22 protein-coding genes are annotated in these 21,463 nt (G+C 62.7%); 15 read left to right on the top strand and 7 right to left on the bottom strand.

All coding sequences use genetic code 11. The annotated features are described in order from the left end of the window. Positions 1 to 21: 21 nt before the first annotated feature. Positions 22 to 1,689 (top strand): DUF885 domain-containing protein, encoded by a 1,668-nt coding sequence (locus tag CSING_RS00350; protein WP_042528718.1) that lies wholly within the window; start codon positions 22 to 24, stop codon positions 1,687 to 1,689. A gap of 95 nt (positions 1,690 to 1,784) precedes the next feature. Beyond that, positions 1,785 to 3,035 carry an ATP-binding protein gene (locus CSING_RS00355; protein WP_042532975.1) on the top strand — a complete coding sequence of 417 codons (1,251 nt, stop codon included), beginning with the start codon at positions 1,785 to 1,787 and terminating at the stop codon, positions 3,033 to 3,035. On the opposite strand, the gene CSING_RS00360 is transcribed toward CSING_RS00355, so the two are convergent. Next, the gene (locus CSING_RS00360; RefSeq protein WP_042528719.1) at positions 3,015 to 4,091 is read right to left on the bottom strand and encodes an AbrB family transcriptional regulator; all 1,077 of its coding nucleotides are present in this window, start codon (positions 4,089 to 4,091) and stop codon (positions 3,015 to 3,017) included. The genes CSING_RS00355 and CSING_RS00360 overlap by 21 nt on opposite strands. On the opposite strand from CSING_RS00360, the gene CSING_RS00365 reads away from it, so the two are divergent. Next, complete coding sequence (locus tag CSING_RS00365; protein WP_042528721.1) at positions 4,090 to 4,860, top strand: TSUP family transporter; 771 nt, start codon at positions 4,090 to 4,092, stop codon at positions 4,858 to 4,860. The genes CSING_RS00360 and CSING_RS00365 overlap by 2 nt on opposite strands. Here CSING_RS00365 and CSING_RS00370 read toward each other — a convergent pair. From CSING_RS00370 to CSING_RS00380, 3 genes are read right to left on the bottom strand one after another with little or no spacing between them, the layout of a single operon-like run. Beyond that, positions 4,857 to 7,073: an ATP-dependent RNA helicase gene (locus tag CSING_RS00370; RefSeq protein ID WP_042528722.1), complete on the bottom strand. Its 2,217-nt coding sequence runs from the start codon at positions 7,071 to 7,073 to the stop codon at positions 4,857 to 4,859. The genes CSING_RS00365 and CSING_RS00370 overlap by 4 nt on opposite strands. Before the next feature lie 9 nt (positions 7,074 to 7,082). Beyond that, entirely contained in the window at positions 7,083 to 7,661 is a 579-nt protein-coding gene (locus tag CSING_RS00375) for a sugar O-acetyltransferase (RefSeq protein WP_236683991.1), read from the bottom strand. A 23-nt stretch (positions 7,662 to 7,684) separates the two neighbouring features. After that, positions 7,685 to 8,770, bottom strand: a complete 1,086-nt coding sequence (locus CSING_RS00380) for a Fic family protein (RefSeq protein WP_236683992.1) — start codon at positions 8,768 to 8,770, stop codon at positions 7,685 to 7,687. Positions 8,771 to 8,942: 172 nt separating this feature from the next. Between CSING_RS00380 and CSING_RS00385 the strand changes: the two genes are divergently transcribed. From CSING_RS00385 to CSING_RS14135, 10 genes are all read left to right on the top strand, one after another. Beyond that, positions 8,943 to 9,488 (top strand): NADPH-dependent FMN reductase, encoded by a 546-nt coding sequence (locus CSING_RS00385; RefSeq protein WP_042528728.1) that lies wholly within the window; start codon positions 8,943 to 8,945, stop codon positions 9,486 to 9,488. Positions 9,489 to 9,493: 5 nt separating this feature from the next. Further along, positions 9,494 to 10,195 (top strand): SDR family oxidoreductase, encoded by a 702-nt coding sequence (locus CSING_RS00390; RefSeq protein WP_042528730.1) that lies wholly within the window; start codon positions 9,494 to 9,496, stop codon positions 10,193 to 10,195. A gap of 80 nt (positions 10,196 to 10,275) precedes the next feature. Beyond that, positions 10,276 to 10,950 carry a LysE family translocator gene (locus tag CSING_RS00395; RefSeq protein ID WP_042528732.1) on the top strand — a complete coding sequence of 225 codons (675 nt, stop codon included), beginning with the start codon at positions 10,276 to 10,278 and terminating at the stop codon, positions 10,948 to 10,950. A gap of 30 nt (positions 10,951 to 10,980) precedes the next feature. Beyond that, entirely contained in the window at positions 10,981 to 11,265 is a 285-nt protein-coding gene (locus CSING_RS00400; RefSeq protein ID WP_042532977.1) for an RNA-binding S4 domain-containing protein, read from the top strand. After that, positions 11,265 to 11,969 (top strand): VOC family protein, encoded by a 705-nt coding sequence (locus tag CSING_RS00405; RefSeq protein ID WP_042528734.1) that lies wholly within the window; start codon positions 11,265 to 11,267, stop codon positions 11,967 to 11,969. Before CSING_RS00400 ends, CSING_RS00405 begins: the two co-directional genes overlap by 1 nt. 10 nt (positions 11,970 to 11,979) lie before the next feature. Next, positions 11,980 to 12,288, top strand: coding sequence for an MGMT family protein (locus CSING_RS00410; protein WP_042528736.1), 309 nt, complete (start codon positions 11,980 to 11,982; stop codon positions 12,286 to 12,288). 15 nt (positions 12,289 to 12,303) lie between these two features. Next, positions 12,304 to 12,654 (top strand): DMT family transporter, encoded by a 351-nt coding sequence (locus CSING_RS00415; protein WP_042528738.1) that lies wholly within the window; start codon positions 12,304 to 12,306, stop codon positions 12,652 to 12,654. Then, positions 12,651 to 12,959 (top strand): DMT family transporter, encoded by a 309-nt coding sequence (locus tag CSING_RS00420; protein ID WP_042528740.1) that lies wholly within the window; start codon positions 12,651 to 12,653, stop codon positions 12,957 to 12,959. Before CSING_RS00415 ends, CSING_RS00420 begins: the two co-directional genes overlap by 4 nt. Positions 12,960 to 12,988: 29 nt before the next feature. Next, positions 12,989 to 13,774, top strand: a complete 786-nt coding sequence (locus CSING_RS00425; RefSeq protein ID WP_052471349.1) for a hypothetical protein — start codon at positions 12,989 to 12,991, stop codon at positions 13,772 to 13,774. Between the two features lie 29 nt (positions 13,775 to 13,803). Continuing rightward, the gene (locus CSING_RS14135; RefSeq protein WP_265340016.1) at positions 13,804 to 13,926 is read left to right on the top strand and encodes a hypothetical protein; all 123 of its coding nucleotides are present in this window, start codon (positions 13,804 to 13,806) and stop codon (positions 13,924 to 13,926) included. Position 13,927: 1 nt separating this feature from the next. Here the strand turns inward: CSING_RS14135 and CSING_RS00430 are convergent, their stop codons facing one another. Together CSING_RS00430 and CSING_RS00435 are read right to left on the bottom strand one after the other, a co-directional pair. Next, complete coding sequence (locus CSING_RS00430) at positions 13,928 to 14,770, bottom strand: PrsW family intramembrane metalloprotease (protein ID WP_042528742.1); 843 nt, start codon at positions 14,768 to 14,770, stop codon at positions 13,928 to 13,930. Continuing rightward, entirely contained in the window at positions 14,767 to 15,261 is a 495-nt protein-coding gene (locus tag CSING_RS00435) for a hypothetical protein (RefSeq protein WP_042528744.1), read from the bottom strand. The genes CSING_RS00430 and CSING_RS00435 overlap by 4 nt, the downstream gene beginning before the upstream one ends. A 42-nt stretch (positions 15,262 to 15,303) precedes the next feature. Here CSING_RS00435 and CSING_RS00440 point away from each other — a divergent pair, with 42 nt between their 5' ends. Together CSING_RS00440 and CSING_RS00445 are read left to right on the top strand one after the other, a co-directional pair. After that, positions 15,304 to 17,220, top strand: coding sequence for a M13 family metallopeptidase (locus tag CSING_RS00440; RefSeq protein WP_042528746.1), 1,917 nt, complete (start codon positions 15,304 to 15,306; stop codon positions 17,218 to 17,220). Between the two features lie 14 nt (positions 17,221 to 17,234). Next, positions 17,235 to 18,080, top strand: coding sequence for an alpha/beta hydrolase (locus CSING_RS00445; protein ID WP_042528748.1), 846 nt, complete (start codon positions 17,235 to 17,237; stop codon positions 18,078 to 18,080). Between the two features lie 12 nt (positions 18,081 to 18,092). Here CSING_RS00445 and CSING_RS00450 read toward each other — a convergent pair whose 3' ends face one another. Further along, positions 18,093 to 21,443 carry an arabinosyltransferase domain-containing protein gene (locus CSING_RS00450; RefSeq protein WP_042528750.1) on the bottom strand — a complete coding sequence of 1,117 codons (3,351 nt, stop codon included), beginning with the start codon at positions 21,441 to 21,443 and terminating at the stop codon, positions 18,093 to 18,095. Positions 21,444 to 21,463: the final 20 nt, after the last annotated feature.

The following is a 21,463-nucleotide window of genomic DNA, read 5'->3' on the forward strand; positions in this document are numbered from 1 at the left end:
TCTTCGTTAGACTTCGCCCTTATGAGTTTTGACCAGAACGCAGAGCGCCAGCCGTCGCTGTTGGACGCGTCGTGCGATAACTTCGTTCACGATCTCGCGCAGCTCACGCCTACCGACGCCACCGCGTGGGGCATTCCCGGCTTCGATGGGGAGCTGGAGGATTTCTCGCCGGAGTACTACTCCGCCGTGGCGGATCGCACCCGTGAAATGCTGGCGGATCTCGACGCCCTCGATGACACCACCGACGAGTCTGATGACGATGATGACTTCGACGAGGTGGATTACGTCACCGCCGAGGTTTTGCGCGATCGTCTCTGCTTGGACATGGACTTGCACCACGCCGGTGAGGACATCCGCTGCCTCAACAACATCGCCTCCCCGGTGCAGACTATCCGCGACACGCTCATGCTCATGCCGCATGACACTCCGGAGCAGCTCGACGCGTTGCGTTCACGTCTGTCGAAGGTGCCGGCGTCACTTAACGGGTACAAGGACTCCCTGATTGAAGCGGCGTCGCGTGGCATGGTGGCACCGCAGCGCCAGATCTCTGACGTGTTCGTGCAGTGCGAGCGGCTTGCTGACGCCGGCTCCATGCTCGAGGACCTTGGCCTCGACGCTGACTCTGCAGAGGTCACCAAGGCCAAGCAAGCGTTCGGTGAGTTCGCCGACTGGCTCTCCAATGAGTTGCAGCCGAAGGCCCCGTCGCAGGATGCGGTGGGCCGCGAGCGCTACGAGCGCTTCTCCAAGCTGTTTGTCGGTGACGCCGTGGACCTCGATGAGGCCTACGACTGGGGCCTGGACCAGGTGCGCTCCATTAAGGCAGAGCAGGAGAAGATTGCCCGTCAGCTCTATGGAGCTGACGTTACGGTCCGTGCGGCGATGCGCAAGCTCAACGAGGAGGAGCGTTACCAGCTCCACGGCACGGATGCGCTGGTGGAGTGGATGCAGTCCACGGCGGACCGTGTGATCAAGGACCTCAACGGCACCGCCTTCGACATTCCGGACGAGGTGCGCGAGATTGAATGCTGCATCGATCCGGCTGGGACCGGTGGCATTTTCTACACCTCGCCGTCGGATGATTTCTCCCGCCCGGGCCGCATGTGGTGGTCGGTTCCTGCTGGTCAGGAACTGTTCCACACCTGGCAGGAGCTCACGACCGTCCACCACGAAGGTGCGCCGGGCCACCACCTGCAGATTGGTGCCGCGCTCACGCAGCCGGACCTGAACCTGTGGCGCCGCGCGGTGACGTGGAACTCCGGCCACGGCGAGGGCTGGGCCCTATACGCAGAGGCGCTCATGGCGGAGCTGGGGTACATGGATGACCCGGGCTTCCGCATGGGGCTTCTCGACGCCCAACGCTTCCGCGCCGCCCGTGTCGTCGTGGACATCGGACTTCACTTGGGCAAGGCGCTGCCGGACTGCACCACCTCCGGCACCTGGGATAAGTCCCACGTCAAAACCTTCATGCGCGAGAACACCGCGATGGATGACGCCAACCTTAACTTCGAAGTCACCCGTTACCTGGGCTGGCCGGGCCAGGCCCCGTCCTACGCGCTGGGCCAGCGCCTGTGGAAGCAGACGCGTGATGCGGCCGTGGAGCAGGGCATGGAGGTCCGTGATTTCCACTCTGAGGCCTTGGCGTTGGGCTCGGTGCCGATGTCCATTCTGCGCGAGACCATCTTGGACTAAGTTTTGTCAGACTCTTGGATTTATCCACACCTGACTCTTGGATTTATCCACTAGTGGCTCTGTACTTTATCCATCTTTTGGATAAACTACTCGGCATGTACCTTCCCCGAATCGTTGATGCCGAAGTCGAGAGAGGGCTTCGCGTCGCCGGAGCTCTCTTCCTGAAAGGCCCTCGTGCGAGCGGAAAAACTTCGACGGCACGCCAGTTTGCTAAGTCTGTCATCCAACTTGACCGTGACACTCCAGAAGCAAACCTTGCGCGCATGCAACCGGCTTTGGGGATTCAGGGCGCACGGCCGCGACTAATCGACGAATGGCAGGTTGTTCCTGCAATGTGGAACGAGGTGCGTCATGCGGTCGATGAGTCGCGGGAAAAGGGGCAGTTCCTCCTCACGGGTTCTTCGACGCCTGAGGATGATGCCGCTCGGCATTCGGGGGCTGGGCGTATTCGCTCGATCCAGTTGCGTACGTTGAGCTTGGCAGAGCGAGGAGATTTGGCTGAACGCGTATCACTGGGCGCGATCATTAATGGCAGTCAGGATCCTACCGCTGGGACAGACGCCACTGTGGAAGACTATGCTCGCTGGATTGTTGCCGGTGGCTTCCCGGAGTTTTTCGGCCTTGATCCTCTAGATGCCCAAGAGGCGATGGAATCCTATATCACGGAGATGAGCGAGCACGATTACCCAGAGCTTGGCGGTCCGCGCCGCGATCCGCGCCGCTTCCAGTCTTTTCTTCGCGCGTATGCGGGGCTAGTTGCCCAACCGGCCACCGCTGCAGCGATTCGCAAACGCATTGGCGAACTCAGCAGTGCTGCCGCCATGCCGGCAGCAGAAACTGTCAACGTTATTCATGATTTTGCTACACGCCTGTTCCTAGTTGAAGACCAACCTGCGTGGTCGCCGAGGACGCGATCTAAGACGACTATGGTTCAAATGCCGAAGCGTCAGCTCGCGGATCCTGGTTTGGCAGCTGCATTGTTGGCGGTTGGGCCAGAAAAACTGCTTGGTGATTTAGAGACCTTGGGGATTCTCTTTGAGGCGCAACTAGTGCACGATCTGCGCGTTTATGCGCAAGCATTAAGGGCACGCGGAGTATTCCACTTGAGGGATATGAAGGGGCGCGAGGAGATTGACGCGATAGTGGAACTCCGGGACGGTTCGTGGGTGGGCTTTGAGGCGAAACTTTCGCACAACGAGGTCGATGCAGCGGCGGCGCATTTGTTAAGAGTGGCAAAGAAGGTGTCCTCGTCACCGGCTGCTCTCATCGTGGTGATTCCTAGCGGTCCGGCATTCCAACGATCCGATGGAGTGTGGGTAGTTCCACTAGCGGCGCTTGCGGAATAGGCCCAGGATCTGCGGCAAGTAGCCGGCCACGACGAGGACGATGATGAGCCGGATGATCTGCACCGCCACGACGGCGGGGCCGGCGCCGCCCTCCGCGGACAGAGCGAGGACGGTTTCCAGCGCGCCGGGCGAGGTGGCGAGGTAAGCCTCGAAGTAGGTGATGTGCAGCCACGCGGTCAGCGGCAGCGCGGTGAGCGCGCAGACGCCGATGACGACGACGATGAAGAGGATCGTGGCGGGAAGCTGCTTGGCAAAGGACCGCAGTGCCGGCACGGAGAGCCCGCCGCCGCAGACCCAGCCGATGGACATGAACGCCATAATCTTGAACACAAAAAGCGGTTCCAAGGTGTGCCCGGCAGGCAGGATCTGGGAGACAAGCACGGTCAGAATCAGCGGGCCCAACACCGCGGAAGCGGGCAGGCGGACGAGCTTGCCCAGGCGCTCTCCGAGGATCGCGATGGCGATGGTGAGCAGCACAATCCACCAGGTGACCTCGCCCTCGATGCTCATGTCGACACCGTGGCCAGCGGGGGCGTCGAGAAGCGAGACCACCAGCGGCAGCGACACCGACACCGCCAAAAGGCGCAGGTATTGGGTCAGCGCGACATAGCGATAGTCCGCCCCGAGCTCACTGGCCAGGGCTGGCATGAGCGAGGCCCCGCCGGGCAGCATGGACAAAATACCCGTCTCCCAGGAAATGTCCTTGGGCTGTGCGCGGTGCAGGAGCACGCCACCGCTGACGCCGATGAGCACGGTGATGAGGGACATTGTCACTGCCGCCGGCACGAAGCCGAGGAGCGTGGAGGCAGGCACGAGGGTCAGCGGAATGCCGGCCATCATTCCGATGAAACCGCGGGCCATGGCGTAGAAGCGGTCATTGACGGTGAGCTCGGTGCCCGTGGTCAGGGCCATGGCTCCGGAGACCACGATGGCGCCCAGGATCCACGCCGCGGGGACGTGCACGTAGCTGAACAGCGCCCCGAGGGCTGCAGACCCCGGGGCAACAATGAACCACCGTGCACGCATAGACATGCCGTCGAGTTTAATAGTGGCCATGGACTTTGGATTGAGCGGTTGGGCCATTCTCACCATCGGCGCGGGCGTGGCCGGCTGGGTTGACGCCGTGATTGGCGGCGGCGGGCTCGTGCTTATCCCGCTCATCATGGCGGTGGCACCCCAGCTTGCGCCGGCGACGGCGCTGGCGACAAACAAGGTGGCGGCGGTGTCGGGAACGGCGTCGGCGGCTTATACCTTGGTCAAGAAGGTTCGCCCGCCGAAAGGTGAACTCATCCGAATGGGGCTCACCGCGCTCGTGTGCTCCGGGCTGGGTGCTGTGGCAGCCGCGCTCATGAACAAGGACGTCATGCGCCCGCTCATCATCGTTCTCATGGTGGCGGTGGGTATTTTCGTGGCCTTCCGCCCGGATTTCGGCAGCGGCGATGGGGAGGGCCGGCGCGGTGGCTGGCGCACGTGGGCAGCACTCGGGGCCGTGGCGGCCATCGCCTTCTATGACGGCATCTTCGGCCCCGGCACCGGCATGTTCCTCATCATGGCGTTTACCGCTATCTTCTCCCAGAATTTCCTCACCTCCGCGGCGATGGCGAAGGTGGTCAACACGTGCACCAACGTCGGTGCGCTCGTGGTCTTCATTGCGGGTGGCCACGTGGAGTGGGCGCTCGCGATAGTGCTGGCGGTGGCCAATATCGTGGGCGCGCAGGTCGGCGCCCACACGGTGTTGGGAGGCGGTGCGAAGCTCATCCGCTACGCGCTGCTCACGCTCGTGGTCGTGATGAGTGTGTACCTGTCCTGGCAGCAGTGGGGTTAGAGACGGTTCTTCGTTTTCGCCGTGGCCACTGCGTTCCACGGGTCCTCCGGCCACGGGTGCTTGGGGTAGCGCCCACGCATGTCGGCGCGCACGCCGGCATAGGGCCCGGCCCAGAAGCTGGCAAGGTCATCGGTGACAGCGAGCGGACGGCCGGCGGGGGAGAGCAGGTGGAATTGCACGCGGTGGCCGCAGTATTCGGGGGATTCCGCCAGGCCGAAGCATTCCTGCAGTTTGATGGACACCACGGGGCGCTCACCGGACCAGTCGATGCGTGCATCGCGGCCCGAGGGCACAGGCAGGCGCTCAGGGGCGAGCTCGTCGAGGTGGCTGGCCTCCGGCCAGGGCAGGAGGCGCTGCAGGGCGGGGTACATGTCGGGCTTCTGCCCTTCGGCCAGCTGGCGCAGTTCCGGTTCGAGCCACTCTAGGCTGGCGCTATTACTCTCGACGTCCGGCCACGGCTCACCATAGGCCGCCCGCAGGTGGCGCAGGCGATCGCGCAGGTTTTGGGCCTTCTCGCTGAAGTGGAACAGGCCCAGGCCCTGGCCGGAGTTGCGCAGGGCTTCCACGGCTTCGTCGCCAGAAACCTTCACCGGGGTTTCAGAAAGCACGATGGCGCCCGCCGCGCGCACGCGCACGCCGCGAACCTTGGAGCCGTCGAGGAAAGCGCGGGTCTCCTCGGTGACGCCGACGATATCGAGGGCGTCTTGTTCCGTGATAGGTTCGGCCGCGCGGATGATGGCGTTGCCGGCATTGGACAGCGAGACCTCGGCGACGGCGAGCCACTCGTGGCCGCGAAGCCCCCGTGCGTCAGCGGAATCGAGAAGCCGGGCGCGAGTACCGCTGGCCAGAAGGTACTCCTTTTCCGCCACACGTTTGGCCACGAACTCGGGGAAGGCCGTGGCCACGACCACGCCTGGGTCCACCGGACCCTTGTTGGGCACGAGGCGCGCGAGGCGCTTCGGATCGGAATCATCCAGGCGCGCAATCGTGCTGGCCGCACCAGCACCGTGCTGGAGAAGCGCGGCTCCCCAGCGTGGGTGCGTCGGCAGCAGCGCCAGCTCTTCGGTGGCGTGGAGGGAGGAGAGGGTGCGGTGGGCGTCGGCAAGCGCGGCGGCGGGAGGGGGATCCAGGAGGGGGAAGTCCGGGCCCGCGCCCCAGCAGTCCATAAAAAGTGCTGCCTGCGTGAGGTCAGCGGAGAGGATCTCCGGGGTAACGTGCGGGGAAAAGTGCTGGTAATCGTCTTGTGAGTAGCAGCGGATGACGGTGCCGGGCGCCTCACGTCCGGCACGGCCGGCGCGCTGATCCGCGCTGCTTTTCGACGTCGACACCGTCACCAACCCACTCATCCCGCGCTGCGCATCGCGCTTGGGCACGCGCGAAAGACCAGCATCGATGACGGTGCGCACGCCCGGCACGGTGAGCGAGGACTCCGCGATGGAGGTCGCGACGACAATGCGCTGCTCGGTGGTGTAGAGCGCGGCGTCCTGCTCTTGGGTGGTCTGACGGCCGTGCAGGGGATAAGCGTTGTGGCCGGCGAGCGCCTCACAGACGAGGTTCACCTCGCGCACGCCGGGCACGAAGACGAGGGTGGACTCGTGCTGCCTCGCCGCGATGTCTGCCACGCCTCGATAGAATTCTCTATCCCCCGCCGCCCGGCCGGGCACGGGTTCATACGTGATGTCGAGCGGGTAGGTCACAGCCTCCGTGGTGTGGATGGGCGCACCGCCCATGAGCTGGGAGAAACGGGCGGCGTCGACAGTCGCAGACATGGCGATGACGCGGAAGTCCTCGCGCAGCTGCGACAACTCGAGACACATGCCGAGGACGAGGTCGGTGTCGAGCTGGCGTTCGTGGACCTCGTCGATAGCCACGGCAGCAACACCCTCGAGCTCCGGATCACGCAGGAGGCGGCGCAGCAGCACGCCGGGCGTGACGAACTCGACGTCCTGGCCTTTGCGGGAATCCCCGCGCACGGCATAACCGATGCGCTGGCCGGAGAGCTCCTGGAGGCGGTTGGCCGCCGCACGCACCGCCACGCGGCGCGGCGCGGTGACGAGTACCTTGCCGTGTACCTGGTTGGCCAAGGCCGGCGGAACGAGGGTGGTCTTACCCGTACCCGGCGGGGCCTGGACCACCACGTGGCCCTCGGCAGGAAGGGAATCGATGGTCTCCAGGACGGGGAGGCCGCGGCCGATGGTGGCGAGGTCAAACACAGTGGAATTCTAGCCTTCGAGCTTCCGCACCACGCGCCCCGGGGAGCCCAGCACCAGCGACTTGTCCGGAATATCCGTGGTCACCAGCGTATTCGCCCCCACAACGCAGTCCTCACCGATGGTGACACCCGGCAGGACCGTGACGTTCGCGCCGAACCACGTGTTCTCCCCGATGGTGATGGGCTTGGCTATCTCCCAGCCGTCCGCACGCATTTCATGATCATTAACGGGGTGGCCCACCGTGATGAGCGAGCAGTTCGGCCCCAGCATGACACGATCTCCCAGTGTCACGCGTGCTTGGGCCAGGATAGTGGCCCCGAAGTTGATGAACACGCCGCGGCCCACCGTGACGTTGCGACCAAACTCCAGGTTGAGCGGTGCATGGAGGCCGGGAATTTCAGACTCGGGCGAGAGCAGCGCGCGCAGGATCTCCTTCGCGCGTTCATGGTCGGTGTTCTGCAACTCGTTGAGCTCCTTGACCAAGCGAAAGCCGCGTTGGTGCTCCGCGCGGACCTCCTCATTAACGCCTGGCATGAAACACTGCCCGCTGGCCATGCGTTCAAAGGATCCGGTATCAGGGTGAGTCATGCTCACCATCCTATTGTTTTGCCCTACTCGCGGGTGAGAACTTCAAGGGCGGCGCGGTGAATGAACACTTTCCCGCGGCCCTGCTGAATCTCTTCCAAAATTCCCAGGTCAACCAAGTGGGCTAACCATGCGCTGGCGGTTTGGCGCTTGACGACGCCCATCTCCACCACGTCCGAGATGCGGACGTAAGGCTTGATGAGGATTAGTTCAGCCATCTCGTGTGGCTGGCTAATGACACCCGCAGCGCGTATTTCATGTGCGGTGTTCTCCTGGATGGCACGGAGTTGGGTGATCATCGAGGAAGCGTCGTCCGCCGCCGCGTACACGCCATGGATCATGAAAAGGAGCCAGTCCTCCCACGCTCCCTCAGCCGTCACGGCATTGAGGTAGCGATAGTACTCAGCCTTATTGCCGACGATATAACCGGACAAATACAAGACTGGAAGTTCAAGGAGTTTCTCTTGGATGAGATGGAGGACATTGAGGATACGGCCGGTGCGTCCGTTGCCATCGTAGAAGGGATGGATTGCCTCGAATTGATAGTGAAGGAGCGCCATTTTTACTAGCGAATCCACGTTATGGGTGGAATAGATATAGTCCTCCCATGCCGCGAGGTGACCTTCGATAATCTCCTTGCCTTCGGGAGGCGTGTAAAGCCGCTGTTGCGTGACGGGGTTGCCGATGAAAGTTCCCGGCAGGGAACGCACCTCGGCCTGTGTGTCCAGAAGTGTGCTGCATACGATTTTTGCCGTCTTTTCTGATAGTGGACGCTGCGATAACGAGGACAAACCTGCATGTAACGCGGAGTTATAGCGGAGAGCCTCCTTCGTGGCAGGGGAGGGCTCGGTATCGACCTGCCACGCTGCACGAAAGAGCTCGTCGTTAGTGGTGACGATGTTTTCGATTTCGGAGGAAGCGCGCGCCTCGCGCAGCGGGATCGTGGAGGTGATGATCTCCGGATTCGGGATGAGTTGGCACGCGGTACGCAGTTCAGCGAGCTTTTCTTTGGCGTCGATGATGGCCTTCAGCACCGGGACAGTTTCCACGACGTCCGCAGGCGGGAGGGGAGGAAGCTCGTTGTAGGGAATTTCTGGACTGTAGGTTGCCATGGCAAAAGAATAGACATGTTGGGCGGATATGTCGATTTTTTCCGAAATTTTAAACATATCCCGGCGACGTGTCGATTGCGTCGACATATCCGCGTACGCTCGTGGCAGAACAAACGTTGACGTGCCCACTACCTAGTGGGGGCACACCTTGAGGGCGGAAAGGCTCACTGACATGGCAAAAATCGGCATCATCCTTGGCTCTACCCGCGAGGACCGCGCCGGGCAGGCTATTGCTCAGTGGGTCGCTGACCTGGCCCACGGCCGCAACGTCGGCGACGTGGAGTATGAGCTCGTCGATCTCAAGGCCTTCGATGTCCCTGTTCTCACGACGTCGGTCATTCCGATGGCGGCCAACAAGAACTATGACGATGAGAGGGTCCAGGCTTGGTCCGATGCGATTGATGCCTGTGACGCGTATATCTTCGTCACCCCGGAGTACAACCGCTCCGTGCCGGGCGCATTCAAGAACGCGGTTGATTCCCTGGGCGCCGAGTGGGTAGGCAAGCCCATTGCCTACGTAGGCTACAGCTTCAGTGGTGGCATCCGTGCGGTGGAGGCCTGGCGCCTCGTCATGGCGAATTTCTCCATGACGCAGCTGCGCACCCAGCTCGACATCTCACTCGCCACCGATATGACGGAGGGCGAGTTCACCCCGGCTGATTTCAAGTCTGAGATCGTGGCAAACATCTGCGCCGAGCTGGAAGAAGCCCTATCCTAAAACGCATGGCAGATACAGCACGCGTCGCGGTCGTAACAGGGGCATCGTCGGGGATTGGGGAGGCGTCGGCAAGAGCATTGGCTGCCGATGGTTGGCATGTCATCGTCGGCGCGCGCCGCGTGGATCGCCTTGAAGCCCTAGCCAAGGACATCGGCGGCGAGGCCTATGCGCTGGACGTGACCTCAGACGAGTCTGTGGCGGAGTTTGCCTCCCACCTCGATCATGTTGATCTACTGGTCAACAACGCCGGCGGCGCCAAGGGCCTAGAGCCCCTCGTGGAGACCACCATCGAGGATTGGCAGTGGATGTACGAGGTGAACGTCCTCGGCACCGTGCGCATGATTCAGGCGCTTATGCCCAAGCTGGAGGGTGGCCTCATTATCAACATGGGCTCTGTCGCCGGCTGGAATGTCTACGAGGGCGGGTCCGGCTACAACGCCGCGAAGCATGGCGTGCGCGTGATTTCTCGTGCGTTGCGCATTGAGGAGCATGGCGTCCGCGTTACCGAGCTTGACCCCGGACGCGTAGCCACGGAGGAGTTCTCCCTCAACCGCTTCCGCGGTGACCAAGCGCGCGCGGAGGCCGTCTACGATGGCGAACTTAATCTCACCGCGGAGGACATCGCCGAGGCTGTGCGCTGGGTGGCGTCCCTGCCGGAACATGTCAACATTGACACCATGACCATTAAGCCGCGCACGCAAAGTTAAATTATCTGTTTCGCTGCAGGTGAGATGCTTCCTACACTGACGTGCGTAAATATCAACGCATGTGAACGTGGGGGTGTTAAGTGGCTCTCAGCGCCCTAGTGGCCTTGATGGGTGTGTGGTTCGCGGCGATGGCCTCGCCGGGACCGGATGTGGTGCAGATAATTCGTTTAGGTGCGCGTTCCACGCGTGCTGCCGTATGGGCAGCCATTGGCAGTACGACGGGCTTGGTGGTGTGGACGGTGGCCTCGCTGGCGGGGTTGACCGCGCTGATTTCGGCGCATCCTGTCATCCTCGTAGCACTGCAGGTTGCTGGTGGTGGCTATCTGCTGTGGATGGCTTTTTCTGCCATTAGCGGTGGCATTAAGGAGCGTCGGGCGCCGGCGACTGTGGTGAGCACCGAAAAGAGCGCCCCACAGCCGCGCGGATTTACCCCGGACGGGATCATCAAACTTGGTACCGCGTACCGCATGGGCTTGGTCAGTGATCTCTCTAACCCCAAGGTGGTCATTTTCTTCGGCGCTATCTTTGCCAATTTTATTGACCCCGGCATGGGATTCGGCGCCAACGCCGTGGTGGGCTCCGTGCTTATCGTTGAAAGCCTCATGATTTTTGTCGGCGTCGCGCTGTGCACCCGTGCGGTGTCGAAGTGGATGTCGAAGAACTCAGCTAATGTAGATATCTTCAGTGGCGTGGTGTTCGCGCTGCTTGGTGTGATCATTTTGGCAGAGGGCATTCGCGGGGTCCTGGCTCTCTAGGCGCACTGGTGGCTGGGTATGCTGGGCGGCATGCTAGACGTCTCAATTAGGGGAGAATCCATCAAGCTCGGCCAGTTCCTCAAGCTGGCCTCCTTGGTCGCCACTGGCGGCGAGGCGAAGGAGCTCATCGAGCAAGGCCAGGTTACGGTCAACGGCGAGGTTGTCACGCAGCGCGGGGCCACGCTCGCGCTTGGCGACGTCATCTGTGTCACCGACACCTGCGTCCGCGTCGCCGCCGAGGACGACGACGATGATTACTTCGACGAAGCCACCGCCGACGATGACTTTGACCCGGAGAAGTGGAGGAACCTCTAATGCCGGCTTTTGAAGCAGAAGTGGGAATGCCCTACTGGATTACTCTGGCGTCCTCCGATGTGAAGGCTTCGGAGAAGTTCTACTCGGCCGTGTTGGGCTGGGAGTTTGAGGAGGGCATCGCCCGCCTGCAAGGCCTGCCCATCGCGGAGATTGTTCCTGGTCAGGACACGTGGGCTACATACTTCCTCTCCCGCGATCTGGAGGCCGATTGTGCCCGAGTGGAGAAGCTCGGTGGAAAGATCTTGGCGCTGGGTGCGCCGCTTGCCCTCGTGCTCGATAACAGCGGCGCCATGTTCGGCTTGGTCCAGCCGGAGCTCGATCGTTTCGTGGCTGGTGGTGAGCCGGGTACCCCGGTGTGGCACGAGCTGGCAGTCTCGGAGAACCTCCGTTCCGCTGTTGACTTCTACGGTGAGCTCTTTGACTGGGAGATCCGCGGCGATGAACACTACGCCGTCGCTGAAGAAGAAGGTGCCGCCTTCGCCGGGTTCTGGCATGCGGAGGACCTCCCCAGCTTCTGGCAGACCTACCTGGGCGTGCGGGATGTGGACCAGGCAGCCAAGGCCACCGTGGACAATGGTGGTGAGGTTATCCGTGAACCTTATGAGTCCCCCTTCGGCCGCCTGTGCCTCATCGCCGATTCGACGGGTGCCACGCTGACCTTGTGCGAGGTCGAGGACGCCCCCGACGAGCCCATCGAGATCTAAAGAACAAAAAATGAGCACCGATACGCGCGTGGATGATGTGCGGGCAGTCGTGCGCCGCATCCCGCCCGGCAACGTCTCCACCTACGGCGAAATTGCCAAGGTGGCTGGCGTGGGCGCACGCTATGTGGGTTGGGTGATGTCGAAGGGAGCTGACCTGCCCTGGTGGCGCGTGGTCAACAGCACAGGCCGTACCCACTCTTCTGCTGCCCAGGACCACTGGGATGCGGAGGGGATTCCACACAACGGAAATCGTGTAGTGCTGGCGGAGTGTGGGCTGGATGCGGGGGATCTGGGGGACGTCGGCAAGCATGCCCCATAAGTGAAAGGACACGTGATGCGCGCCTGGTTTTTCCTCACCGTCGCCATCCTCAGCGAGGTCACCGCGACGCTGTGTCTCAAAGTAGCGCTGGAGCACCCGGTGGTCTACGGCGTCGTGGTGGTGGGCTATATCGTGGCCTTTTCTTCGCTGCACCAGGTGCTGCGCTGCGGCATGCATGTGGGCGCGGCCTATGGCATCTGGGGTGCCACGGGTGTGGTCCTTACCGCGGGGTTGTCCGCGCTTTTCTTCGGTGAGCAGCTCACACCGCTCATGGTGGTGGGCATGGGCTGCATCATCGCTGGCGTGGCCTGCGTGGAGATGGGCGGGCGCGAGCCGAAGCCTGAGCTGACGGAGGTGACGCCGTGATCTGGCTTGCTCTTGCCATCCTGATTGAAGTGGCCGGAACATTGGGCTTACGGATGCTTGCCGTACACGGCCACAAGGCGTGGATTGCGTGGGTCGTGGTGGCGTACGTGTCCTCCTACGTCTTCCTTTCGCTGGCCCTGCGGGAGGGGATGCCGCTCGGCGTAGCGTATGGCATCTGGACCGCATCCGGCGTCGCGCTCACCGCGCTGGCCTCCTATGCGCTGTTCCGCGAGCCTTTTACGTGGCTCAAAGGACTGGGCGTGGCGCTGATTATTGGGGGAGTACTCCTTGTGGACATGGGGTAAACGCTGTGGCGAGGACTAGGCTGTGACGGGTGTTGACAAAAACTGGAGCTTTCGCGCTCGCCCTCACCGCCACCCTCGCTGCTGCGCCAGCAGCCCAGGGCATGACCTTTGACCCAAACAAGGTTCCGCCGCGCACGCAGATGACCGTGCGCTATGCCGACGGCAACGTCGTCTCCACGCCCAACAGCCACGAGTCACGCCCAGCCTTGAGCCTGGTGAAGTTGTACCTGGGCACGTGGGTGCTCAAATACGGTGCGCCGGAGGACAAAGCCCGCGTGGAGAACATGATTCGCTTCTCCGAAGATGCCACTGCGGGTGACCTGGAGCGGAAATATCCGCAGGCTATCCCGTCCATCATCGCGGAGTATCACCTGGGAGAGACCCACCACAACGGCTACTGGGGTCAGACCACGACGTCAACAGAGGATCTCGCGCGCTTCGTGGGCGTTATTTCAACGGATCCGGCTGCCGCTCCCATTATGAAGGGCATGGCCACGGCAGCGCCCGCAGCGGCCGATGGTTACCGCCAAGATTTCGGCACCGCGCAGATACCCGGCATTCTGGGGACGAAGTTTGGCTGGTCGGATGACCGCCAGGTGCATGCCACCGCTTCCTTTGGCCCGGGCTATACCGTGGCGGCGAACACCTATGGCTCCCCAGCCGACCTCACCGCGGATGTCCTTGGGGCCGTCGAGGTCCTGCCCGCATCACCCCAGGTGCCCGCGCCACCAGCCGCGCCGACGCCGCAGGACCTGCGCGATCGAGCCTGCGAGGAGCTCAAGCGCCGTGTACCGAGCTCCTCCCATGTGTGCTAATCATACGAACCTAATATATGTTCGCCCGGGTGATTTTCACCCTCCAGCCGCGCCGCGCCGGGGGACGCCCTACAGTCCTGAAGGAACCCCTGCGCTCCCTTACCACGATCGCCGCCACCGTCGCGGCGATTGTGCAGGGCCCGTTCGACTAAGTCACTGCAGGCTCACTGCTCCCGGCGAGTGTGAATAGGTGTCATCGGCCTTGGCAAGGCGGTGGGCGCGGATGCCAAGGTAGATGACCAACGGGTACATGATGAGTGCCACCAGGATGTACTGCGTAATCAGCTGCCAGGTCGCATCCCACATGTAGTTCCACGCGAAGTGGAGACAGAAGGAGACGAACAGCGCGCCCACGCCGATGCCGAGGCGCCACCACCAGGGCTTATGGGCGGCATAGATAGCCCAGCCAATGCCGAAACCGGCGATGGCCGTAAAACTCATGTGCAGGCACGGACCTGCCACGAGGCGCAGGCCCCACATTTGCAGCATGCCAATCCAGTCCGAGGTGGGGTGCATCAAGGCGCCCATGGAAGCGTAGAGGGTATTTTCTAAGACTTCGAAGCCCCAGCCCACGAGCGCGCCCACGATAAACCCGTGCCAGGGGCGGTTGAGCTGGCGGAAGCTCAGCAGGACGAAAACCACGCCGAGGGCCTTGGCGAATTCCTCCGGATAGGCGCCGCCCCAGGACATCATGGACTCCTCCCAGCCGATGCCGACGCTGAGATCGGTAAGTGGTGTGGCGGTAAGTAACGCGAGAGATACCGCGGCGCCGGCGCCCCACAGCACGCTTGCCGACGCCCACCCTTTCCCCGGCCGCGCCCACATCGGACTCCGGCTCCACAGGAAAAGGCCCAGTGCGAGGAAGCCCACGCCGATGAGCACGCTGACTAGGCCTGGCAGCGGCGCGACGAAGAAGGTCACGGCTAGGTTGAGCAGTGACCACGGCAAGCACAGGCCAATGATGATCCACAGGGTGACTCGGAAAATCTTGCTCATCGGAAGGCCTCCATAAACTGTTCGGCGAGATCGGTGGGCTCACCATCGGAGAAGATGATCTGATAGTTGAGGTCGCCTTTGGCGACGCTGAAGGCGTAGATCGGAACGACGTCATACGTTCCAAGGACAAGGATGCCGTCCTGATCCGTGACCTCCGATTCCGCCGGCATGCGTCCAAAGGATGTGGCGCGTACCCCTCGGCGCAGGGCGAGAGCATCGTCATCGACGCCCTCGGTCACATAGGCCTCGACCAAGGTATCGCCACAGTCCCACGCCTGGTTGGCCATGGAATCATGGTTGACGCTGCACTTGAGGCCGTCGATGGGCTGGCGCCAGTCGGGGTCATCCAGCACCACGTCTTCAAGCTCAGGTTCCTGTTCTGGCAGGGCCAGGCTCAGCACTGCGGGCGTACCGAGGACGAGGACGGTTGCGCCCAGCACCGCGAAGAAGGGCCCTGTCATCTTCGCCGGCGGGAAACGATAGGAAGTCATGGGCACCACATTAACGCGTGCTTCTGACATAGAGTGAAGTGCATGAAGGATCTGTACCAATTTGTTAATGGCCCCTGGATTGAGTCCCACGTGATCCCCGATGACCGCGCCGTCGATGGCACGTTCCACGCGCTGCGCGACGAAGCCGAGGAGCTCGTCCACGAGATTGTCAAGGAGGACACCGGACGCCCCGGCACCCTGTATGCCTCCCACATGGATACCGAGGGTGTGAACGCTGCTGGCACCGCACCGCTGGCCGCCGATCTAGACAAGCTGGTTGCCGCCACCCCGGAAGAGCTGGCCCACAACCTGGGCAAACTCGAGCGCGAGGGCATTGGCGCTCCGGTGACGTTCTGGGTGGAGAAGGACTCCGGCTCCGAGGAGGCGGTGGCCTACATTATTCAGTCTGGCCTGGGTCTGCCCGATGAGGCCTACTACCGCGAGGAGGCCCACGCGGAGATCCTGGATGCCTATGAAAAGCACGTGGCTACCATGCTGGGCTTCCTTGACCCAGCGCGCCTCTTCGGCCTCGGCGCGGAGGCAGCTGCAACCCGCATCGTGGCTCTGGAGAAGGAGATCGCGGCCGGGCACTGGGATGTGGTGGCCGCCCGCGATGCGGTGAAGACGTACAACCCGGGGGACGTCGATAAGCTGCCGAGCATTACCCGTGCCATCCTGAACGGTGGGGGCCTGCCCGAGCACCGCGTGGTGGCCATGATGCCCTCCTACTTTGAGCACCTCGAGGGCCTGTTTACCGTCGGCCGTATGGCGGATTGGCAGCTGTGGGCCACGTGGCACATCCTGCTCTCCCGCGCGCCGTACCTTACCGAGGAGATTGGCCGTAAGAACTTCGAGTTCTATGGCACCACGCTCTCTGGCGCCACAGAGCAGCGCGATCGCTGGAAGCGCGCCGTGGGCTTGGCGGAGAACATGGTGGGCCAGGAAATTGGCAAGGTCTTTGTGGATAAGCACTTCCCGCCCTCCTCGAAGTCGGAGATGGATGAGCTCGTGGACTACCTCACGGCTGCCTACCGCGAGCGCATCTCCCAGCTGGAGTGGATGACCCCTGCCACTCGCGAGCGCGCGTTGGAGAAGCTGTCCCAGTTCAAGGCCAAGATTGGCTACCCCGACACGTGGCGCGACTACTCTGACCTGGAATTCTCGCCGAAGGGCGCGGACCTTGTGGCCAATGTGCGCGCAGGTAGCGCCTGGAACCACGACTATGAGCTGGCCAAGATTGGCAAGCCGGCTGATCGCGATGAGTGGTTCTCCACCCCGCAAACCGTCAACGCCTTCTATAACCCGGTGGTCAATGACATCACTTTCCCGGCCGCCATCCTGCGCCCGCCGTTTTATAACCCGGACGCAGATGCCGCGGAGAACTTCGGCGCGATTGGCGCGGTCATCGGCCATGAAATCGGCCACGGCTTTGACGATCAGGGCTCGCAGTATGACGGCCAGGGCAACCTCAATTCCTGGTGGACCGAGGAGGACCGCGCCGCTTTTGAGAAGCTCACCGCCAAGCTCGTGGATCAGTATCAGGGAAAGGTGCCGAAGGTGCTTGAGGGCACCGATTCCGCGGGTGTGAACGGCAGCTTTACCCTCGGAGAGAACATCGGTGACCTGGGCGGACTCGGCATCGCCGTGGTGGCCTACAAGAACTACTGCGCAGACAAGGGCCTAGACATCAACGGCCAGGTTGCGCCGTTCGAGGCCGAGGGTGCCGAGCCGGAACTGGCGGAGCACGAGTACACCGGCCTGCAGCGTTTCTTCCTGGCATGGGCGCGGGTGTGGCGCACGGCTATCCGCCCAGAGATGGCGACCCAGTACCTTGCCATCGACCCGCACTCCCCGGCGGAGTTCCGCTGCAACATTATTGCGGACAACATTGATGAGTTCTACGAGGCTTTCGATGTGGAGGGCGGCATCGCGCCGGAGGAGCGCGTCACTATCTGGTAGTACCCTTGGGGGCCATGAGTGAGTGGACCATCGGCGGCCAAGACCGCCAGCTAACGCCGGAACAGCAGCTGGAGCAGCTCTCCTCCTACATGGAGGTGCACTACCCGCTGCCGGACTTCCGCCCACCGTGGGCCGGTGGTGGCTCGCCGGAGGCGGATCGCTATTGCGCACTGCTGCCGGACCGTATCGTGCAGGCCTCCATGATGGTGCTGGGCTCTGCGGTGGATCATTCGCTGCCCGGAACCGCCTTCACGGAGGGCGTGACGGTCACGGAGTCTGAGGTCGGCGCGGTCTTTACCCCGTCCGATGCTGACGGCAGCCGCTGGGCGGTATCCCTGCATTCGGGTGGCTGGTGGCGCGGTGATGGGCAGGCACTGGAGATGCAGTGGCGCCCTGAGGTTGCCGCGGCGGCGCAGCTGTCGGGCACGACCATCATTGATGTGGACTATCCGCTCGCGCCCGAGCACACCGTGGCGCAGATGGTCGAGTCCGTTCAGAAAGCCATCGACTATGCCCGCGCCCAGGGCGCTGAGCACGTCACGGTGTGGGGTTATTCTTCCGGCGCGGCCCTTGCGGCGCTGGTGCCTGCCGACGCCCTCCTGGCCACCTACCCCGACTTTGGCGCCCTAGCCAAGCTGCCGGAGGATATCCGCAATAACTACGCCATTGACGTGGAAAAGCTCCCCGGTGTTTACTCGCGCATCCTTGTGCAGACCGCGCTGCAGGACGAGATTGCTCAGCGCGTGGAGATCCCCGGGGCGGAAACAGCCGAGTACGTGTCGATGCACCGCATCTCCACCCCAGCGGTAGCTCGCCAGCGCATTACAGAGACGGCGGAGTTTTTGAAGTCCGCCGTCTAAGAGGCTCGAGATTTACTGCTCCCACTCGGGGCGAATTTTCATCTCTGAGTTCTTCCACAGCCCGGAGCGCTGGATGACCTCGAGGTCGATTTCCGCCTCCGCTGGGGCCTCGCCCAGGGAGTTGGTGCGCAGCTCGTATTTCTCAATCGAGCCCCAGTCGCGCGCCCAATCGTTGTTGAGGTAGCTCGGGATCTCGTAGGAATAGTTCACGGCCTCCGCTGTGGCCATCGCACCGCCACCGGAGAAGGACTGGAAGTCCGTCAGGGAGGTCTGCGCGGCGGCGTCGGGAAGAATGCGGAACTCCGGAATCTCCGTCACGCCCGCATAGTGGTCAAAGGTCCGCTGGCATGGGAACTGCAGCGCCACCGACCAGTCCAGCAGGGCCGGGGTCTCGGCATTGAACTGCGAGTTGATAGAGGCCAGCTCCGGAACGCGCGGCGGGGTAAATGCCATCCAGTCGTCCTCGTCGGTGGAATCATCAACCGCAACGAGGCGCACAACGTTGGCCTCCTCAGGAAGGTCCTTGCGGGCGATGCGGAGGTTGCGCCACTTGGGGGTTGCGCCGACGTCGGAAAGCTCGGCTTCACCTTTGTTCGTCACGGTGCCATCCTTGAGCGTGCCGTACTCCAAGGTGAGTTCGGTGCCCTCCTGCTCCACGCCGTTGACATCATGGTGGTAGATCTTGCCGGCGGCGGACACCGCCAGAACGGGGGTATCCTCGGTCTCCTCCGGCAGGTTGTACCACTGTGTCGTGATGGTGGCGGTGGAGCGCTGGGATTCCGAATAGGAGCCCATGACCGGGACCTTCGTGTAATCCAAGTTGAAGGGCAGGTGCATCTCCGAACCATTCACGCCGCGGGTACCACGCACACCACCCGCGGAGGAATCGGTGACCTCGGTGGCCTTCTCCTCGTGTTCGGCGGTGCCGGTGGTGGTGGCCTCCTTCTGTTCATTGGAGGTGGCGGCGCTATCCCCGGTGCTGTTCGCAATGGCGCCTACCGACGCCGAGTTGAGGTTCTCCGGCTCGATATCCTCCTTGATCAGGTTGGGGCCGAAACCGTAGTTGTCTTCCTTCTTGTCAACGAGCGAATCCTTGAATTCTCCCTTGACGGGCGTGAGGAAGGCGTCGTTGGTGTTGGTCTCCACCAGGGTGGAATCTGCCAGTGAGCAGGTGTCTCCACGCAGGGACGCCAGGTTGCCCTTGCCCACCGAGTAGGAATCTGCTTGGGCCACATAGCCTTTGGCAAAGGAAGCGCAGGAGAACGCCACGATGAGGGCGCAGGCGATAGCGATCGGCGCTGACATAGCACCAGCCCAGCGCGAAACCTTGGCCGCGGACGCTTTCTCAAAGTCTTCGAGTGTGCCGTTGGCCTCGGCCTTGTTCTTGCGGTAATCGTGGATGAGTGACTGGTACAGGCCAATCGCCAGTACCACCATGCCGATGGCCAGGACGACGGTATTGGCCTCAATAGCCTTGAACTGGACGGTGCGGTCCCACCACGGGATGCCGAAGGAGGACACGTACCACCAGGCATTCCAGCCGCCCAACGAGATAGCCATGAGGAAAATGACCGCGGCGATGGAGAAGGTGCGCGCACGGGGCGAGCGCAGGGCGATCTGGGAGAGCACCACGGAGCCAAGCGCGGCGATGACACCGGCAATACCTGCATAGATACCGAAGTGGTGCGTCCACTTCGTTGGGGTAAACATGAGGAAGAAAGCCGAGAGCGCCATGATGGCCAGCAGGCGCTGGGTAGGTCCGACCTCCGCGCCGACCACGCGGTGGTTCTTGATGAAGGCGTAGATGATGAGCGCCAAGCAGAAGATCATGGTGAACATGGCAAAGCGGCGCGTGAGCGAACCATCCACGGAAGGCTCAAAGAGCGTGGCGTAGCGCACGAACTCGGAATACCACGGCAGGGAGGGACCGACCTGGGAGCGCACGCGTGTGGACTCGAGGACGCTGGCCAGGGTCTGGTCACCAAAGGCCGCCACCATAACGGCCGTGCCGCTGGCGAGGAAAGGCGCAATGAGAGCTAGCCAGCCCACCTGCGGGGCGCGCTCGCCCATGATGCGGAAGAGCGCCGGGAGGCAGACCAGGAAGATTCCCACAGCGGTGAGGCCCGTGGGGCCTGCCGCCAAGGTAATGCTGGCCACGATGGTGCCCACGGCAGCAGGCAGAAGGCGGTGCGTGGAAATCGCGCGTTCAAAGGAAGCCCAGGTCACCATGACGCCCAACGCCACGATGGGCTCGGGGCGAATGCCGTTGTTGTAGGGCAGCCAGAAGGCCAGGAACATTAACGCCGCGGTCCAGTGCGCGAGGCGCCGGTCATTGACGCGACCGCCAAAGCGCGGCAGCATCTCCCGCGAGAGGATAAACCAAATGATGAGCGCGGAGATGAGCGATGGCAGGCGCACAACAACAGACGTGCTGGACAGCTGCGCCAGCCAGGCGACGAGGTCATAGTAGGGCGCGCCAAACGGTGCCTCAGGAACGCCGTACCAGCGGTAGTAGTTCGCCATGTAGGTCGCGTGATCCGATACGCGGCCCATCGTGAGGATGAAGCCATCATCGGATGTGTTGGAGCCGAAGATGTACCACCAGCCCAGGACTGCGGCCACCACGCCATCGAGCGGGCGAATCTGCGTCCACGTCTCCGGCATAAAGCCGAAGCGCTTGCCGTCGAGACGGTCGATGCGCCACAGACATACAAGGCTGATCACGACCATGGCCAAGCCCAGCCACATGGCGATGAGCTTCAGTGCTGTTGGTGACGAGGTGAAGCGGGAGTTGACCTCCACGTGGATGCGCAGGTCGCTGTCCAGCGCCTGCAGGTTCTCCGGAGTGTTATCGATCTCGGTGTAGACACCGGTGACCTGCGGGCGCAGGTCCTCCTCGGAGGTCTTCGAGTACGTGCCCAGTGAGACAGTGGTGGCCTCTTCGGTGGAATCGATGCGGAGGGAGGCGTCGTCAGGCAGCTTGGCCACCTGCTCCGGGGTAAGGGAGAACACTACTTCATCGAGGCTGGTCACCGACAAGCCATCCTCGCCGGCACGGACGAACATGCCGCGGTTGGAGGCCTTCTTCGACTCCGGCGGGATGGTGCCGTAGAGCAGGTCCTGGCCATCGCGCAGCTTGTCGACGGCCCCCAGTGGGATCTCTGCTTCAATCTCCTCCGGCGCCACTGAGATGAGCGGTGCGTTGATGGATTGCAGGGAGTCCTGCTGCGGCCAGTCGAAGGAGGACTGGGTCTGATTGACCGGCAGCAGTGGCGTGGCTACAAAGCACAGGAAGCCGATGAGTCCGGCAATGATGGCGGTGAGCCGCAGGGACTGCGGTGCTGAGGTTTTCCTATCTGACACGGCGATCAGTCTACGTCACT

The organism is Corynebacterium singulare, from assembly GCF_000833575.1.
Lineage (GTDB): Bacteria > Actinomycetota > Actinomycetes > Mycobacteriales > Mycobacteriaceae > Corynebacterium > Corynebacterium singulare.

Coding starts and splice junctions, on each gene's coding strand:
- CSING_RS00435 (WP_042528744.1), bottom strand. CDS start 15,261: ATGACTTCCTATCGTTTCCCGCCGGCGAAGATGACAGGGCCCTTCTTC.
- CSING_RS00350 (WP_042528718.1), top strand. CDS start 22: ATGAGTTTTGACCAGAACGCAGAGCGCCAGCCGTCGCTGTTGGACGCG.
- CSING_RS00440 (WP_042528746.1), top strand. CDS start 15,304: ATGAAGGATCTGTACCAATTTGTTAATGGCCCCTGGATTGAGTCCCAC.
- CSING_RS00415 (WP_042528738.1), top strand. CDS start 12,304: ATGCGCGCCTGGTTTTTCCTCACCGTCGCCATCCTCAGCGAGGTCACC.
- CSING_RS00375 (WP_236683991.1), bottom strand. CDS start 7,661: ATGACTCACCCTGATACCGGATCCTTTGAACGCATGGCCAGCGGGCAG.
- CSING_RS00360 (WP_042528719.1), bottom strand. CDS start 4,091: ATGGCCACTATTAAACTCGACGGCATGTCTATGCGTGCACGGTGGTTC.
- CSING_RS00400 (WP_042532977.1), top strand. CDS start 10,981: ATGCTAGACGTCTCAATTAGGGGAGAATCCATCAAGCTCGGCCAGTTC.
- CSING_RS00365 (WP_042528721.1), top strand. CDS start 4,090: ATGGACTTTGGATTGAGCGGTTGGGCCATTCTCACCATCGGCGCGGGC.
- CSING_RS00380 (WP_236683992.1), bottom strand. CDS start 8,770: ATGGCAACCTACAGTCCAGAAATTCCCTACAACGAGCTTCCTCCCCTC.
- CSING_RS00355 (WP_042532975.1), top strand. CDS start 1,785: ATGTACCTTCCCCGAATCGTTGATGCCGAAGTCGAGAGAGGGCTTCGC.
- CSING_RS00410 (WP_042528736.1), top strand. CDS start 11,980: ATGAGCACCGATACGCGCGTGGATGATGTGCGGGCAGTCGTGCGCCGC.
- CSING_RS00405 (WP_042528734.1), top strand. CDS start 11,265: ATGCCGGCTTTTGAAGCAGAAGTGGGAATGCCCTACTGGATTACTCTG.
- CSING_RS00390 (WP_042528730.1), top strand. CDS start 9,494: ATGGCAGATACAGCACGCGTCGCGGTCGTAACAGGGGCATCGTCGGGG.
- CSING_RS00445 (WP_042528748.1), top strand. CDS start 17,235: ATGAGTGAGTGGACCATCGGCGGCCAAGACCGCCAGCTAACGCCGGAA.
- CSING_RS00385 (WP_042528728.1), top strand. CDS start 8,943: ATGGCAAAAATCGGCATCATCCTTGGCTCTACCCGCGAGGACCGCGCC.
- CSING_RS00430 (WP_042528742.1), bottom strand. CDS start 14,770: ATGAGCAAGATTTTCCGAGTCACCCTGTGGATCATCATTGGCCTGTGC.